Annotated in this window: 14 protein-coding genes and 1 pseudogene; all 15 read left to right on the top strand. The window is 63.3% G+C overall.

Annotated features, from left to right (window positions below; translation table 11 throughout):
* Positions 1–75 precede the first annotated feature (75 nt).
* Positions 76–435, top strand: coding sequence for a DUF2190 family protein (locus ACSDHM_RS05915; RefSeq protein ID WP_439426749.1), 360 nt, complete (start codon positions 76–78; stop codon positions 433–435).
* 78 nt (positions 436–513) lie between these two features.
* On the top strand, positions 514–945 hold the full coding sequence (locus tag ACSDHM_RS05920) for a structural protein P5 (protein ID WP_171953907.1): 432 nt from the start codon (positions 514–516) through the stop codon (positions 943–945).
* Between the two features lie 53 nt (positions 946–998).
* Complete coding sequence (locus tag ACSDHM_RS05925; RefSeq protein ID WP_262227092.1) at positions 999–1286, top strand: hypothetical protein; 288 nt, start codon at positions 999–1001, stop codon at positions 1284–1286.
* Complete coding sequence (locus ACSDHM_RS05930; protein ID WP_439426750.1) at positions 1283–1774, top strand: endopeptidase; 492 nt, start codon at positions 1283–1285, stop codon at positions 1772–1774. The genes ACSDHM_RS05925 and ACSDHM_RS05930 overlap by 4 nt, the downstream gene beginning before the upstream one ends.
* Positions 1771–2106: a head-tail joining protein gene (locus ACSDHM_RS05935; RefSeq protein WP_439426751.1), complete on the top strand. Its 336-nt coding sequence runs from the start codon at positions 1771–1773 to the stop codon at positions 2104–2106. Before ACSDHM_RS05930 ends, ACSDHM_RS05935 begins: the two co-directional genes overlap by 4 nt.
* Positions 2099–2581, top strand: a complete 483-nt coding sequence (locus tag ACSDHM_RS05940) for a hypothetical protein (protein ID WP_439426752.1) — start codon at positions 2099–2101, stop codon at positions 2579–2581. Before ACSDHM_RS05935 ends, ACSDHM_RS05940 begins: the two co-directional genes overlap by 8 nt.
* A 13-nt stretch (positions 2582–2594) precedes the next feature.
* Positions 2595–3395, top strand: coding sequence for a hypothetical protein (locus ACSDHM_RS05945; RefSeq protein ID WP_439426753.1), 801 nt, complete (start codon positions 2595–2597; stop codon positions 3393–3395).
* 53 nt (positions 3396–3448) lie between these two features.
* A complete protein-coding gene (locus ACSDHM_RS05950) occupies positions 3449–4117 on the top strand; it encodes a hypothetical protein (protein WP_439426754.1) in 669 nt (222 codons plus the stop codon).
* Positions 4110–7856 carry a Laminin subunit alpha-2 gene (locus tag ACSDHM_RS05955; RefSeq protein WP_439426755.1) on the top strand — a complete coding sequence of 1249 codons (3747 nt, stop codon included), beginning with the start codon at positions 4110–4112 and terminating at the stop codon, positions 7854–7856. Before ACSDHM_RS05950 ends, ACSDHM_RS05955 begins: the two co-directional genes overlap by 8 nt.
* Positions 7856–8272 (top strand): hypothetical protein, encoded by a 417-nt coding sequence (locus ACSDHM_RS05960; RefSeq protein ID WP_439426756.1) that lies wholly within the window; start codon positions 7856–7858, stop codon positions 8270–8272. Before ACSDHM_RS05955 ends, ACSDHM_RS05960 begins: the two co-directional genes overlap by 1 nt.
* A gap of 3 nt (positions 8273–8275) precedes the next feature.
* Positions 8276–11881 carry a hypothetical protein gene (locus tag ACSDHM_RS05965; protein ID WP_439426757.1) on the top strand — a complete coding sequence of 1202 codons (3606 nt, stop codon included), beginning with the start codon at positions 8276–8278 and terminating at the stop codon, positions 11879–11881.
* The gene (locus ACSDHM_RS05970; protein ID WP_439426758.1) at positions 11878–12876 is read left to right on the top strand and encodes a hypothetical protein; all 999 of its coding nucleotides are present in this window, start codon (positions 11878–11880) and stop codon (positions 12874–12876) included. Before ACSDHM_RS05965 ends, ACSDHM_RS05970 begins: the two co-directional genes overlap by 4 nt.
* Positions 12877–12879: 3 nt before the next feature.
* The gene (locus ACSDHM_RS05975; protein ID WP_439426759.1) at positions 12880–13266 is read left to right on the top strand and encodes a hypothetical protein; all 387 of its coding nucleotides are present in this window, start codon (positions 12880–12882) and stop codon (positions 13264–13266) included.
* 783 nt (positions 13267–14049) lie between these two features.
* Entirely contained in the window at positions 14050–15075 is a 1026-nt protein-coding gene (locus tag ACSDHM_RS05980) for a hypothetical protein (RefSeq protein WP_439426760.1), read from the top strand.
* 370 nt (positions 15076–15445) lie between these two features.
* Positions 15446–15721: pseudogene (locus ACSDHM_RS05985) on the top strand (DNA adenine methylase); the annotation flags it as partial.
* Positions 15722–15948: the final 227 nt, after the last annotated feature.

Raw genomic sequence — 15948 nt, forward strand, 5'->3', positions numbered from 1 at the left:
CCCGGCTGCGGTTTCCCCGCTGCAGCCGTTAGCTCCTACTTCATCCATGCAAGACGCCAACTGAGGACCATCATCATGGCGAAGAACTACAAATTTCCGGGGGCGGTGATCGACATCGTCGCGGCGTCCGACCTGGTCAGTGGTCAGGCATCCATCGTCGGCCAACTGTTGGCCGTCGCATTGGTGGACATCCCCGCCGGCGCCAAGGGCAGTGCCCAGATCGAGGGTGTGTTCGAACTGCCGAAGCTCACCAGCGCCAACATCGCTGCGGGTGCTGGCCTCACCTGGGATGCCCAGGGCCGGCAGCTGATCGTCACCGGCGCCGATGCTGGCGACCTGGAGGGCTGCGCCGTGGCTATTGCTGCCGCTGGCAATGGCAGTGCAACCGTGCTGGCAAAGCTGACCCCGGGCTCGGGTTCGGTGAAGTCGGCGTAAGTCTTGGCCGGCACCGCTCACATACGCCTGGGTGGCGTGAGCGGTGCCGGTTCTTCCAAAGCGACAACGGGGGATCGCATGAGCGCCACCAGCACGCCGCGCGGCGTACGCAACAACAATCCTGGCAACATCGATCGCACCAGCACGCCGTGGCAGGGTGAGGATCGCTCCGCCGCCGCCATCGCGCGCGAGCAGCGTTTCTGCGTGTTCCTGACCCCGCAGGCCGGGTTCCGCGCCTTGGCGAAGACGCTGCTCACTTATCAGCGCAAGCACGGCCTGCGCACGGTGAAGGAGATCATTGGCCGCTGGGCGCCGCCGGTGGAGAACAACACTTCGGCGTACGTCCAGGAAGTTGCCAAAGCGGTCGGGGTGAGCCCGAGCGAGATCATTAGGCTGGACAACACCGTGACGTTGGAGCGGCTGGCCACCGCCATCGCCAAGCACGAGAACGGCGGACTGTTCTGGCGACGCGAGGTGATCGCGGCCGGCGTCGCTGAGGCGCTCTCGTAATGGTCGGGGGCGAGGTGAATGCGCACGCACCTTGGTGGGCCGCTGGAAGTGTAGTGGCCCTCTGGCTCTTGCGAGAGACCTGGACGGTGTTGCTCTCGCGCAGGAAGGAGCGCACTGAGACTGACGCCAATGTTGAACTTCTGAACGGGCTTGTCCGCCGTGTGGACTCGCTGGAGAGCTCCCTTACCGCAACCACCGAGAAGCTCATGGAAGAGATCAAGCTGCGCATGGCGGCTCAGGAGGAGGCGCATAGGCTGCGTCTGCGCATCATGTCCCTCGAAGCGGCGATGCGAAGCGTGGGTGCGATTATCCCCCCCGAAAGTCCGGTGGTGTCGGCATGATCCGCGCCCTCATCATCGCCGTCCTTCTGCTGGTGGGTGTCATTGTCTGGCAGCGTGGCTCGGTGTCCATCGCTCACCGTGCGGCCGACAAGGCTGTGTCGAGCCGTGACGCCATGAGGCGGGAGCGTGACGCTGCCCGAGCTGAGGCCGATGCCGCCAACGAAACCCTGAAGGTCGAGCGTGGCAGCGCCATCGCCGCAAACAACCTGGCGTCCAAGTACGAAAAGGAAAAGAACGATGCACAGAAGGCATCTGATCGCCTCGTCGCTGATCTTCGCGCTGGCAACCAGCGCCTGCACCAGCGCTGGCAAGCGTCCGTCGCCACCGCAGAGCTGTCCGCGGCCGCCGCTGCCGGCAGCCAGCTTGATGGTCGAGCCGACGACCGAATTGAAAGTGCGGGCCGAGCTATTGGCGCCGCCGCACAGTGCGACGCCCAGGTGAGGGCGCTGCAGGCTTACGCGATGCTTTGCTCTGGAGGTGCGCGGTGAGCGAGGTCGACTTCCTCCGCGATCTGGATAGCAACTTGCACGCCGCTTTTTCGCTGGCGGGCATGGCGTCGCAAGGTCGGTACACGGCCAAGGATGGTCGGACGATCGAGGGCGCGCGTGCCTATGTGGAGCGTGACGTTGAGACCATCGGTGAACTGCGCCAGTTCAGGTCAGGCCGTGTGGAGATCGCGTACCTGCGTTCGGACGTAGCGCCTGATCAGGGCGATCGCTTCGAGTTGGTTTCGATCGCGTTCGGTACTGAGGTCTTCGTCAACAGCAAGAAGATCAGCGATGACGGCTCACAGAGCCGCTGGCTGGTGACCCGTGGCTGACCTGGCAGAGCCGCTTTCGTGGCAGCTGGTGGAGTTCCTGGCTGCTCGCGTCCGCCTGATCTCGCGCAGCAATGGCTTCCGCACCGACATCGGCGCGGGCGCCGTAATCATCGATGAAACCGAGATCGGCGAGGACAGTACCGAGCCAGCAACGATCATCTCTGTCCGCCAGCTATCGCGCAGTGGTGGCGGTGTGGCCCAATCCGCCTCCGATGCGGCCATCACCATCGAGTTCGAAGTTCCGCGCGGCAGCGATGAGGCGAATCCCAGGCTACTCGTTCACCGCGCGCGCCACGACCTGATCCGCGCCCTGACGTTCAAAGAGAAGTCGCTGCCGCTGGGGGTGACCAGCTTCGAGCTGCTGGAAACCCAGCTGGCGACCCTGGAGGACGATGCCGGGCATACCGCCGTAGTCGCTCAGATCACCGCGCGGGCTGGTCTGACCGAGACCTTTGAGCCCGTGTCCAACCAGTAAAGGAACCAGAACCATGGCACAGCCAAAAGTCCGCAAGTTCGCAGGTGACCTGCGCTTCTGGGAGCACGGCGCGAACGGCGCCCGCATTCCCGTCATCCCGGAGCCGGCTGACAAGTTCGGCAACCAGCCGCTGGAACAGTCGTCGTTGACGTTCAGCTACGAAGCTGGCGACTCGGTGGAGATCAAGAGCAAGCGCCGCGACGCACGCTACCAGCAGATCATCCACAAGGATTCCAACCCCGGCGTCACCAGCGTCTCGATTACCGCGCTTGAAGTGCCGACGGCCATCCTGGCCCGCATGCTGTACGGCACGCTGGTGGCCACCCAGGTCGCCGCCGGCACCGCGACGGACGTCTCCGTGAGTGTGGCTAGCGTGGACACTCCGGTGAAGCTGCCGCACAACTTCCTTCTGGCCGATACCGAGCCGACTTTCAAGAAGGGCGCGGTCGACTTGGTCAAGGGCGCGGATTACACCCTCGACTCGGTGCATGGCCTGCTGATTCCGAAGTCCGGCGGCCAACTGCAGGCTGGCGATACCGTCGTGGCGAACTACAAGTACGACGCGTATCTGGAAACCGCTATCAGCGGCGGCACCACGCCGAGCAAGTCCTTCCAGATCTTGGGCGACATGCAGGACCGCATCAGCGGCGACGAGGGCTTGCTGACCATCCCGAACGTCGACCTGACCGTGGACGGCGATGTGGACTGGTTCAGCGATGAGCCAATCCAGGTGACCCTGACCGGCCCGGTGATCTTCCAGGCCGGCGAGGCCGATCTCTATACGTTCAAGATCGCGGCGCAGTCGGCGGGCTGAACGAGCTGTTGCCTTCGGCAAAAGGGAGGGCGCCCGAACGGCGCCCTCCAAGCATGAATCAGGAACGTTCAGTGGCGTCCAATCGCAACAACAACCTGCTCAAGTACTACGTCAGCGGTCGGCGGGCAAAGGGCTTTCACGGCCTCACCGATCTGGCTGGCGGCGTGCTGAACCGGTACGACCTGTCGGTGCAGCGCGCCTTTGTTGGGCTGCAACGCCGGGCTGGGCCGGCCACTGCACAGGAGGTGCGTGCCTCCTACAACATTCGGGCCTCGGCTCTGCGCGGTAAGTACCGAGTGGAGACAGGGGAGCGAGGTTACAGCACCGGCAAGCGAGGCAAGGATGATTTCCTCTCCATCTGGGCAAGTACGCGGCAGATTTCGCTGATCGAGTTCGGTGGTCGTTGGGCCGGCCGTAAGTCCAAAGGTGCGACAGCAAGCATTGGCCTGGGCGAACCGAAGACCTACGACGGTGCCTTCATAGCCACAATCAAGGGTCGCAGGGCCATCCGGGTACGCAGCTGGGATCGGGCGCAGCAGAAGCGCCACGGCCGTGGCCCGGTGCGCATCCTGCGTGGACCCAGCCCGTTCGAGATGCTCTCCGGTGCTGATGGCAATAGTCGGGCCCTAGCGGCGCGGCGTCGCCTGATCGACCGTTTCCACACCACCTATCTGACTGAGTTGCGCCGTCAATGGCGCGTTAACGGGAACACCAATGGCTGATCGGCTGGAAGAAGCAATCCGCGTTGTCATCGAAACTCGGGGCCGCGAGGGTGTGGATGAACTGCGCGCGGCGTTCGATGATCTGGGTGACGTATCGGTCGAGACGGCTGGGAAAGCCTCGAAGCTTTTGGACTCGCTGACCGGCCTGAACGCAGCAGCTGCGAAGGCGGATGCGTACGACGGGATGCTGGCAAACCTTGCCGAGCTGGAGCAGCAGTTTGACGCCAACCAGAAAGCCGCGCTGGCTCTCAGCCTCGGAATCGGCGAGATGGAGAAGCCCTCTCGCGAGGTGCTGGCTGCCCAGCGTGAGCTGCGCAAGGAGGGCGAGCGCCTGCAGAAGGCGCTCCATGAACAGTGGGATGCTGTCGCCAAGGCCGATAGCGAGCTGTCCTCGCTGGGCGTCAATACCGCCAACCTGGCCGACCACCAGCAGCGTCTGCGGGTCGAGGCGACCCGTAGTGCCGCAGCACTCAGTGAGCAGGCCCGAGCCGCAGCGGCTGAGGCCGAGGCGGGGCGTCGGCGCAAACAGCAGATCGATGAGGGCGAGGCTGCCTTCCGCAAGCAGGCCAACACCAGCAAGGCGGCGGCAAAGGCGTTGGCCGATTACCGGGAGCGCGCTGATGACGCCGCAGCCGGCAGCGGTGACCTGGCGTCGGCCACCGAGAGCACTGTTAGCTGGTTTGGCAGGCTCAAGGCGGTAGCAGCTGGCGCGATTGCATTTGTCGGTCTGAACCGAGTGGTCGATGGCATCAAGGCCATCGTGAAGGAAGGCAGCGACGCCGAGCAGGAGCTGGCGCAGCTGGAAGCGGCCCTACACGCCACGGGACGCACCAGTGAGTTCACCGCGCAGAGCCTGGCCGCCATGCGCCAGCAGCTGCAGAGTGGGCTGTTTGACGATGGGCAGATCAGCGCCGCCCAGGTGCGCCTGCTGTCATACACCAATATTGTAGGCGAGCAGTTCCCGGCAGCGATGCAGATCACCATCGACCAGGCCCAGCGGTTGGGCATGTCGCTGGAGCAGTCGGCCGAGGTTGTGGGCAAGGCGCTGCAGACGCCGTCTAAGGCTATGGAAGGCCTGAGCAAGCAAGGCTTCGCGCTGGACGACAGCCAAAAGGCGCTTATCAAGAGCCTGGAGGCCACGGGCCAGGTCGCGCAGGCGCAGTCCATTATTCTGGACCTGCTTGCAGAGTCGTACGGCGGAGCGGCAGCAGCAGCGAAGGTGGGTACCATCGCGGGCCTGTGGAAGGCTGCCACTGATCGGTTCAAGGACTGGAAGCAGGAAGTTGCCGACCAGGGAGTGCTGACCTACTTCAAGGACCAGCTGAACACGCTTCTGACCACGCTGGATCGCCTTGCGGCCGATGGCAGCCTGTCGCGCTGGGCCAAGCAGACCGCCCAGGCCATCATCACCATGGCTGAGGCGGTGAAGGGCACGACCCAGTGGGTTGTGGACCATGCGCGCGTGATCGGCCTGATGGCCGCCGCGTACGCTCAATTCAAGATCGTCGGCGCGCTCATCCAGCTGAACGCCTGGCGTGCCTCCCTGATTGCGACTACAAACGCTCAGATCGCCAACAACGCAGCGGTTGCCAGCGGAAGCCGTGGCATCGGTCGGTTTGGCGCGCTGTTGCGTGGTCTGCCCAAGATCGTGCCCATTACCGTCGCTGTACTGGGGCTGGAAGCGGCCATGGGCGGTCTGGATGTCCTCAAGACCGTGGCTCAGGATATCTGGAAGCAGCACGACCCGGCGCTGAAGCGTGCCGGTGAAGCGCAGCGGGCCTACATCAGCCAGGTGCGCGACTCCGCGCTGCAGCTGCGTCAGCAGGCGGTGTCTTTCGTCGCATACCGTGACGTGGTCATCAAGTCAGCCGAAGAGGTTGCGAAGCTGGGCGAGGCCGAGCGGCAAGCCTACGAAAAGCGGCTGTCTGGTCTGGAGCAGTACCTCACCGCGCAGGAGGGGTTCCTGCTGATGCAGCAGAAGGCCGGTGTTGCGACGGCAGAGCAGCTGCAGCAGCTGGGCCAGGTCACACAGCGGTTGCTGGACGTCTCCACGGGCTTTGCATCCCTGCAAACAGGTGTGAAGACCGCCGCTGATGCTCTATCCAACGGCATTGGTGGCGCTGCTCAGCAGGTTGTGGCGCAGCTTGAAGGGATTGATGGCAACGCCAAGCTGGCGGCTGAGTCCATCCGTAAGATGTTCTCCGGGCTCAACTTTGCCGATACGGCCAGCCTTGCCTCGGTAGGCGAAGCGCTGGGCTTCATCGCCACGCAAGGTGCTGCGGCCCAGCAGAACGTGCGTGATGGCCTTCTCGCGACGCTGCAGCAGCTGTCGGGTGAAGAACTCGCCCGGTTCCAGGGTGCGGCGCAGGCGGCATTTAGCTCGCTGCCACAGGGGGCAGTGAACGCTGCGGCGGTGCTGCAGACCACTCTGCTTGCCGCGATGACCAAGCTGGGCGTGGCCTCGGGCCAGCTGGGGGTCAGCTTCAGCCAGGCAGGTCGGGATGCCATCGCTGCGTTCGGTGCCGTCACAGAGAACGCCATTGCGGCCGGCACGCAGATTGAGGCTGCGTTCAAAGCTGCCTTGGGAAATGTGGCAACACTGGACGAGGCACGTACCTTAGGCAGCCTGCTACAGGCTGCGGGCGAGCAAGGGCGCGTCGGCTTTGACTCAGCAGCGAGGTCGGCGGCCGCCTTGAGCGCACGGATTCGCGAGATCCAGGCCGGCCTCAACCCGCTTGCCGATGAGTTCAAACGGCTTGGTATCCAGTCGCAGCAGTCTCTGGATGCGGCCCGTGACTCTGCTTGGGAAGCCTTCGAGACCATCCGGCAGGGAGCGGCCAGTGGCAAAGCATCTGTCGAGGATGTCCGTCGTGCGTTCAGGGCGTACGCCGATACCGCAAAGGCAGCTGTCGCCGATAGTGATGCCTGGCGCCGGAGCCAGGTACAGTCCCAGCTGGACGTTCAGGGCGCGATCTACGACACCGGCGATTCGATGGAGCAGCTTGGGGCGAAGGGCGCCGCTGCGATGGGTCGAGTCGAGCAGGGTGCTCAGAAGGCGACTGACGCCATGCTCGACGTTAAACGCGCATCGGATGAGGCCGCGACCGGCGTTGAACGGGTCGCTGAGGGAGCTTCTGCGGCCGGAGGCAGCTTGGCGAGCGCCTCAAGTGCCGCTCAGGGCTTCTCGCTGAGCATGGGTGAGATTTCGCAGAAGACGAGAGACATGTTGAGCCAGATGAGTGGCCCGAACAGCCTTCAGCAGTTCGCCAACATCTGGAATTCGCTGTACGCGCAGCGACAGGAGCTTGCCAAGTACACCGAAGAGCAAAAGCAGTTGCTCGAAGGCATGGACGAACTCGCAGGCAAGCGAAAGGAGCTGGCCGAGCGCTTTGACCTGGTCGGCGCCAGCGAGCTCGATAGCGTGGTTCAGCTTGAGAACGAAATCGAAGCGAAGCGGCTGGAAAAGGAAAGGGCCGCGAAACAGGCGGCCGAGGAGCGCCGGAAAGCTGCTGTCGCTGAGGCGGAAGCACAGGCGAAGGCCGATGCCTCCCGGATCAAGGCGGGTGAGGCGAAGGAACAGGTTCTGGTCATCGACTGGAAGGCGCCTAGCAAAGAGATCGTCGCTGGCGCGACTGCAGCCGAGCAGCAGCAGGCCGAGCGCATCGCGAACATGGTTGCGCCACTGGTGCTCCGCAGGGTTCAGCAAAGCCGATCCGTGTCTGTGCGGGGGAGGCGCTGATGACGCGCATCATTCTGGGGGCTATCGACCTTCCTGCCGATCTCCAATGGTCCGACGAGTTCACGGCCTGGCGCGTCGGCCAACAGGCGCGTACGAGCCTGACCGGCGCCCTGATCGTCCAGGAGTCAGCGCGACAGGCCGGCCGCCCGATCACATTGAAAACGACCCGCGACGGGACTGCCTACGTCGGGGTGGTGTCTCTGCCCACTCTTCGGGCCCTGCAGGAGAGCGAGAGCGAGGCGCGCGCAGCGCCCATCGATCTCATCATGCCCGCGCACAACGGCGGCGAGCGAGCGTTTCAGGTGCGCTGGCGCCGAACCGATGGTCCAGCGATTGAGGTTGAGCCCACCCGGTTTGCTGTGCCGGCTCTGGATGCCGATCTGTTCTCCATCACTCTTCGCCTCATGACGGTGTAACCAATGACCATTTCTGCAACCGACATCAAGCTGCGTCAGTCGCAACGCCTGACGGACAATCCCGACGGCGGCGGCCGTATGGTCCAGGCTGAGATTGTCGACGGGACAATGAACAACCTTTTCCCTGACATCGGTGACGAGGAGCGCACGACGGGTCGAGCCACGCTACGCAAGATGTTCGTCCACGTCGATACCGCCAACACTGACGTGCTGAAGGATGCGATCGGCGTGCTGATCGATCCGCCAGCTGACCCGCGCGTAACGGTGAGCATGTTCGCGACGGGCTCCTATGCTGATGTACGTGCTGATGCTAAGAATCGAGTGGAGAGCTACATCACTCGAGGTACTGAGTCTCGCTTCATTCTGATGGGCAACCACTTCATCGGTCAGATGACAATGCTCGTCTATACGACCGCGGATGCTCCGAGCCCGGACATCAACGACAACCTCTCGTTGCTCACGCTCGCCAGTTCGGGTCACGACGAGGGCGAGCAGTATGTGCGCGTCAAGTCCGTTCTTTCGCGTACCACCCGCACGTTTACCGACGACCAGGGCGCATTCGAGCGCGACGTGCTGGTCATTGAGCTGGTGAATGCCCTCCTGCGCAACTTCTATGGGCAGGAAGTGGTCCGGTACACCGCGACGAAGCCGGCAACGCGGGTATACGAGACGAATGTCGTTGACGCGACGAGCTACCACAGCGTCAAGCGCTTGGCCGCAGCAGGGAAGCCGGGTGACCTTTCAGTCCAGATCGATACACCATACGTGCCGATCGTCCCCACCTCCACGGCCGAGACCCCGGTGAGTGATGTCCTGGCTGGTATGGGGACGATGAGCCACGTGCCCTCAGGCCCTGCGGGCAGCCTCGGCCAGCAGTTCACCGCCAGTTTTCAGGCTGGCGTGCCTGTGACCCGTTACCTGGGCACTGGTATCGCCGTGGGCAGTGTCAAGGTGATGGCGGGAAGCGTGGAGCTGACTGATGATGGAAGCGGCGGCCTGGTTTCCGCCGCTGCGACCTCCTGGGGAGGTACGGTTGATTACCAGGCGGGCGTAGTGGCCGTCACTCACGCTACGGGGACCGGCGGGCTGAGCATGAGCATCACCGCGACTCCGGCCGGGTCGATCCCGATGCAGGGATACACGGACGAGATTGCAGTGACCCAAAACAATCAGGGCATGGTGTGGCTGCTGCAGGCCACCCCACTTCCGGCGCCCGGCACCGTTACCGTGGACTATCGCGCCTTGGGCCGCTGGATTCGGCTCTCCGACAACGGCAAGGGTCAGCTCGTCGGCAAGCCCGGTCAAGGAAGCGGCACGGTCAATTACATGACCGGTTCCATCGTCCTCACTGCTGGCGCGCTCCCAGATCTGAAGAGCAGCATCATCGGCGCGTGGGGCACACCCGTAATCGCTGAGTCGCGCACCGGGGATGTCGCGACTCAGGCTCCTTCGCTACAGTTCGTCTTGGGTGAGGGAGCGGCGGTACCTGGAAGCGTCCGCATGACGCTCCGCATTGGCGGTGCAGATGTACTGGTCACGGATAATGGCGCCGGCGGGCTGCTGATTGCAGGGCAGGTTCGTGGTTCGATCTCCTACTCTACCGGTGAAGTCTCCCTCAGGCCCGTGACACTTCCGGACGCCGACAGCCAGCTGGCGGTCACGTACGACGCGGGGCGCCCGTTGAACGCATCACCTCAACCCGTTCCGGACGGTTCGGGCATCGTGTCGTTCACGCTTCCCCAGGGGCCTGTCCGCGCCGGGTCTGTCCTGTTGGACTGGATCATCAGCGTTCTGCGCGACCGAGATGATATTGGCTCGGCACCGCAGCCGATGCGTGTGATCGCCAAAGACGATGGAAACGGCAACCTCATCGCTGTTTCAGTGGGTGACACCGTTACCAGCACAGTGCTTGGGGCGGTCAACTACAGCACCGGCGCGGTCACGCTACAGGCCGGCAAGTTCATGGTGCGCCAGGTGTCCTACCCGCAGTACGAGATTCGCTCGGGTCGTCTCAAGGTGGTGGGGTATGGCCGTATCGATGTGCTTGCGCAGTTCTCCGCTGGAACTATCGTGTCCGTGAGCTGGCTGCTTGCCGGTGATACGGCGCCGGAAGCTCAAGAGAGTCTGCCGCTGCCGGCGATGCAGCTGCAGCTCACGCCAACCATCAGCGACAGCGTCGTTCCCGGAAGCGTTCGGTTTACGTTCCGTGGCAGGACCTATGTCGATCGCAGCGGCGGCCTGTATCACAGCATCGACCCGGGCACGGGGGCTGGCATCTACGCAGGCACAATCGACTATACCTCCGGTGTGGTCAACATGACGCAGTGGGTGCCGGGCGGAAACAACACCGTTCAGGTCCTCTCGTTGCTGACCCGAATCGCCGACCCTGGTGTGGCGTTCACCTTCTTCCGTGCGCCGGGGTCGCCGTTGCGCCCGGGGATGTTCACGCTCAGGGCGAATCGGCTGGACGGCGAGCTGATCACAGCCACTGCCGACATCAACGGAGACATCTCCAGCCCTCAGATGCGGGGCAAGGTCGATTGGGAGAGCGGTGTCGCCAAGGTTCAGTTCGGCCAGTTGGTGCCGGTGGCTGGCAATGAGGGACAGCCGTGGTTTGATCCAAGCTTGGTGGAAGGTGACCAGGTGTGGCGTCCGGCGCTGGTACTGCCCGGTTCCATCTACATGGGCGCTGTGGTCTATCGGTCCATTCCGCTGTCCGAGGTTGTCATCGGCCTTTCTTCCGTCCGCCTTCCGAGCGACGGGCGCGTTCCGGCATTCAAGGCTGGGCAGACTGTGCTCGTCCACCACACGGCAAAGCACACAATCGCGGCACCTCAGGCCGGTCAAGTGGTGGCGTTCGGCCGTACCAGAATCGCAGCCGTGGAAGTGCGTGATTCGAAGGGGGTACCAATCGATAGCGCCTGGTACTCCATCGACGTGAGCGCAGGGAGGCTGGTCTTCAGCGACCCGTTGAACCTTTCCGCGTATCAGCTGCCGGTTGTGATCAGCGAGCGTGTTGAGGACCGCAGGCTGGTCGTTCAGCCTCAGATTACGGGTGAGATCGAGATCAACACTGGCCTGTCGCATGACTACCCGGCTGGGGAGGCGATGATCAGCTCGGCCCTCCGCCTGGGTGAGGCAAATGGGTCGCTGGACTTGCAGGCGCGGGTGGTAAACCTCTTCGATCAAGCGGCCTGGACGGGTGTCTGGAGCGACGTGCTCATCGGAAGCGCTGCGCCAGGCACATTCAACGACACCGACTTCCCGCTGGTAGTTGCCAACAGCGATGCGATTACCGAGCGGTGGGCTATTCGATTCACCAACGCAACAGCCTTCGAGGTGATCGGTGAGACGGTCGGCACCATCGTGACCGGGAGCATCAGCGCCGATTGCGCACCCGTGAATCCGCGCACTGGCCGGCCGTACTTCACCATTCCTCGCGCCGGTTGGGGCTCAGGCTGGTCCACCAACAACGTAGTGCGATTCAACACGGTGGGTGGCCTGGCACCAGTCTGGATGGTTCGCACCACGCTGCCGGGCACACCGGAGAGCGTTACGGATTCAACTCGCTTTCAAGTCATCGGCAATGTCGCAGGAGTTCAAGCATGAGCCTCACCCCAACGGTCTATCGAAGCACCGATCCAGGTGCACCACTTCTGTCCGGCACTGCTGGGGCGCTACTCACGGTTCTGGACGCAATCCTTGTTGACGGCTATGGCCTGGGCGAAAGCCGGAAGGCAGGTATGGGCTGGACCAAGGGTTTCTCGGGCTCCGGACTGAGGGCGTACAGGGGCTCGCCGATTACGGGGTCCGGCTACTACCTTCGTGTAGATGATACGGCCGCCCGGTCGTCTCTGCTTCGCGGGTATTCGAGCATGAGCGACATCAACACCGGGACCGATCCTGTTCCGTCCGACACCATGAAGTCCATCGGCTCCCGTTGGGACAAATCAAACAACGCCAGCGCCGAGGCGCGGCATTGGGTCGCCGTGGGGAACGAGCGGTTCTTCTACTTGTTCATCGATACGGCCGGCCTCTTCGCATCACAGGGTACTCAAGGGACGTATGGACACTACGCAGGCGACATGATCTCGATGCGTCCAGGTGACCGCCACAACTTCTGCGTGTCCTATAAGGGCAGCGATTCAGAGGCGACCAGCACCATTGGTTACGCGTTCAAGGCTCAGAGCGGCTGGTCAAATTCTCCGAGCAGCGATCCGGTCACGTCGGCATTCGTCGGTCGATCGTTTACCGGCACGCCCGGTTCAGTGCGTGTACTGCTCAGCGCGCCCGGCCAGAACAGCGGCGGTCTGGTAGGCAGCTTGTCTGCCTTCCCCGCATATCCTTACCCGGGCAACGGAGGTCTGCTGTATGGTTCGATCGATGTGCTTGAGGGCGCCTACCAGCCTCGGGGCCGCTTGCCGGGAATCTACGCACCGATTCATCGTCGCCCGTTTCCGGACCAAGGGCAGATTACCGATGTTGAGGGACTTCCTTTCGGTACCGTGTTGATGGCAAAGCACGTAAGCGGCGAGACCATGTCCGGTTTCCAGGACTCCTACACGGGGCAGATTCTGATCGACATGACGAACGCCTGGGAGTAGCCGATGGCGATCGCAGCGACAAAATTTGGCTTCCGCTGGGGCGCAGCCACGTTCAAGTATCGCGGTGGCTCCAACCGGATCGAAGCGAAGTGGTCTACGAGCCAATACTGGGCCGGGCGCGCACACCTCGCCGGTGAGGCGCCAAAGACAAGTGATCCGCAGGAGCCAGACGGCAGATTTCGTATCCTCAATCAGCCTGCGCGTGGGCGCGTGCTGGTGCTTGAGCGAGGGTCAGGCATCTGTGTTGCATCCGTGCTCAGCAAGGCGGACGGAACGTGGCGAGTGGATCGGTTGAGCGCTGCCTATCACTACACGGTTATCGGCTTTGACGACAACGGTGCGCAGAACGCTGCGATTCAGGACTGGATCGCGCCGGCGACCGAAGGCTGATGGATGAGCGCACCTGGTAACCGGGCCGGACTCAACCTCGGGCCGCTGTGGGAAGCCGGCGGCCGGTGGGTTGGCCTCAATCTGGGGGTCGATTGGTGGTCGGAAGAGCCACCTGAGCCGCCGGCGCGGGATCTGCGAGCGAGCATCGCTTTTGCCTGGGCCCCGGCTCGATCTGACCGCGCCTTGACTGTCGTGAGCTGGGGCCAGTCCGAGGTAGCGCGTCTGAGTGTATCGCCTAGCTGGGAGCGGGCGGAGCCCCGCACTTCCGCGTCGCTGGCCGTGGGTTGGGGCCTGTCTGCGCTCCTGCGGCAGTCGGACACCCTGGCATGGCGCGGTTGGCAGCCCCTCGTCAGGTATTCACTGTCGGCGTCCTGGCGGCCATTGGACCGATGCGGTATGCAGTTGGACAGTCCATGGGGAGTAGGCGGCCTGACCAGCCGCTATGCGGATCTTCCATGGCGACAGCAGGCCATGGTCGGGCGGGGTGTGGCTGCGGGATGGGTGCACAGACCAACTATCCGGGAACGTTGGCAGGCGCCATGGCAGCAGCCACAGGAGAGGCGACGTGGCAGTCGACTGCCTTGGGGAAGCGCGGCAAAGGTTCCTTGGATCGTTCGCCCTCCAGTAATTCCGCCAGATCCGGACCCCGAACCACAGCGCCCCCCGGGTGCAAGAGTAGGACTGAATCTGGGCTGCCCGGTGATGGATGGGTTCGGGGTTGTTCCTTTGAATCTTGGTGTCGTCGCTTGCTACGCGGTGCGCCCGCAACGTAGGACCTATGTCGTGATCAACACAGTTTCCTTTGTCCGCCTTCCAGATCGAACCCCCATCGAGCTGACCCGGATCTCGCTCAGCTCAAGCCGTAGTGCGTGGGGGTGGACCTTTGAATTCGAGCTGGCCGATCCGGGGCAGCTGTCGCTGTTGAAGCCAACGGCGGCCGGGCCCCGTCAGTTCGAAGTCGTTCTCAACGGCTACACATGGACCGGCATCGTGGAGAGCTTCCAGAAGCAACGAGAGTTCGCAGACGGCGGCGTCCGGTGCAGTGGGCGCTCACGCACCGCCCTCCTGGCCGCACCGTATGCGCCTGCTCGGGTAAAGGTCGCCAACGAGGCAAGGAGCATGGCGCAACTTGTGGCAGAGGAACTGGTGGATACCGGCTTTACCAGCCACTACAAGACGGTCGACTGGACCGTTCCCCCTGGCGCTTGGTTCTATGACGGTAGCGCGCCGTTGGATGCCATCAGTGCGCTGGCCGAGGCGAGTGGCGCCGTTGTTCAGTCCGATCCGAAGGACCTTGCGCTGCACGTTCGCGCGAGCTATCCGGTCAGCCCTTGGCTCTGGCGCGACACCCAGCCGGACCATGTGTTGCAGGAGGACATCGTGCTGACGGAGAGCCTCCAGATGCGGAGCGCGCCGCTGTACGACGCCGTTATCGTGACTGGCGAGCTGGCCGGCAAGGGCGTGACCTGCAAGGTGAGAAAGGCTGGCGAGGCCGGGCAGCTCTTTGCTCAGCAAGTAAGCAGCCCGCTCATCAGCGTGGCGGCCGCCGGGGCGGAGCGAGGGCGGAATGTTCTATGTGATCGAGGGGAGCAGGCTGCGGTGGACCTGACAGTGCCACTGTTTCCGAAGCCGCTGATGTCGGGCGAGGTTGGCGCAATCATGCCCTTAGATTTAGTGGAAGTGGTCGGGGCTGAAGGCACCTGGCACGGGCAGTGCGACTCGCTGCGCATTGAGGTCGTGATCGATCAGCAGGCCGTTGTGATTGAACAGACCGCCACTCTGGAGAGGCACTACACCGATGCGGACTGACCTCTGGGATCAATTTGGCGAGCTGGTAAGCAGCAGTCCTCGCTTGCTCGCGACAGTTACCGCTCACAACAGTGACGGTACCAGCACTTTGACCACTTATGACGGGGTGCAGATGCGGGCCTTTGGTCAGCTCCAGTTGTCCATTCCATACAACGTGTGGGTCAGAGGTGGACGCCTGATTGAGGCCGCACCCAACATGCCGGTCATCGAAGTGACCATCTAGCAAGACAGGGCGCCGCCCGGATGCCGGCAAGCATCCGGGCGGCGCCGCAACACAGGTGATCTCAGCACCTGGCATTGGCCGTGGCCCCGTCGCCCTCGCGAGAGCGGCGGGGTTGTCGGCTTCCCCTATCGCAAATACTGAGAACCCATGCCCAAGCCAATCATCTCTTGGCCGGGCGGCAAGCGCCGCCTACTGAAACACCTCTATCCACACTTCCCAATCCACGACTGCTACGTCGAGGCATTCGCCGGCGGCGCCGCGTCGCTACTCATGAGGCCGTACCCAGCCCAGATGGAAGTGCTCAATGACATCAACGGCGAGCTGGTATCCCTGTATCGCTGTGTGCGCCATCACCTGGATGAGTTCGTGCGCATGTTCCGCTGGTCCTTGGTTTCGCGGCAGATGTTCGAATGGGCGCAGATGGCATGCAAGCGGCGCTTCTCAGTCGCCTTCACTCTATGGAGGGAGTACTGGATGCCGAGGGACAGAAATGTCGTCAAGGCAGAGCCACTGCCTCGCGCTCTCCAGTCCGTAAGCCACTAGCGAGCCCATGCAGATGTTGTCAGCGTTTACTCGCCACGTATGCCTACGATTAGCAGCAGACACGCACGCCTCAGCCACTCTGCCGCTAGGCGTCTAAATCCACACGC

Source organism: Stenotrophomonas sp. T8 (genome assembly GCF_051853085.1).
Classification (GTDB): Bacteria; Pseudomonadota; Gammaproteobacteria; order Xanthomonadales; family Xanthomonadaceae; genus Stenotrophomonas; species Stenotrophomonas sepilia.

What these genes read in the sequence shown, in the direction of transcription:
- ACSDHM_RS05915 (WP_439426749.1), top strand. Translation starts at nt 76, where the DNA reads ATGGCGAAGAACTACAAATTTCCGGGGGCGGTGATCGACATCGTCGCG.
- ACSDHM_RS05920 (WP_171953907.1), top strand. Translation starts at nt 514, where the DNA reads ATGAGCGCCACCAGCACGCCGCGCGGCGTACGCAACAACAATCCTGGC.
- ACSDHM_RS05930 (WP_439426750.1), top strand. Translation starts at nt 1,283, where the DNA reads ATGATCCGCGCCCTCATCATCGCCGTCCTTCTGCTGGTGGGTGTCATT.
- ACSDHM_RS05945 (WP_439426753.1), top strand. Translation starts at nt 2,595, where the DNA reads ATGGCACAGCCAAAAGTCCGCAAGTTCGCAGGTGACCTGCGCTTCTGG.
- ACSDHM_RS05950 (WP_439426754.1), top strand. Translation starts at nt 3,449, where the DNA reads ATGAATCAGGAACGTTCAGTGGCGTCCAATCGCAACAACAACCTGCTC.
- ACSDHM_RS05955 (WP_439426755.1), top strand. Translation starts at nt 4,110, where the DNA reads ATGGCTGATCGGCTGGAAGAAGCAATCCGCGTTGTCATCGAAACTCGG.
- ACSDHM_RS05960 (WP_439426756.1), top strand. Translation starts at nt 7,856, where the DNA reads ATGACGCGCATCATTCTGGGGGCTATCGACCTTCCTGCCGATCTCCAA.
- ACSDHM_RS05965 (WP_439426757.1), top strand. Translation starts at nt 8,276, where the DNA reads ATGACCATTTCTGCAACCGACATCAAGCTGCGTCAGTCGCAACGCCTG.
- ACSDHM_RS05970 (WP_439426758.1), top strand. Translation starts at nt 11,878, where the DNA reads ATGAGCCTCACCCCAACGGTCTATCGAAGCACCGATCCAGGTGCACCA.
- ACSDHM_RS05975 (WP_439426759.1), top strand. Translation starts at nt 12,880, where the DNA reads ATGGCGATCGCAGCGACAAAATTTGGCTTCCGCTGGGGCGCAGCCACG.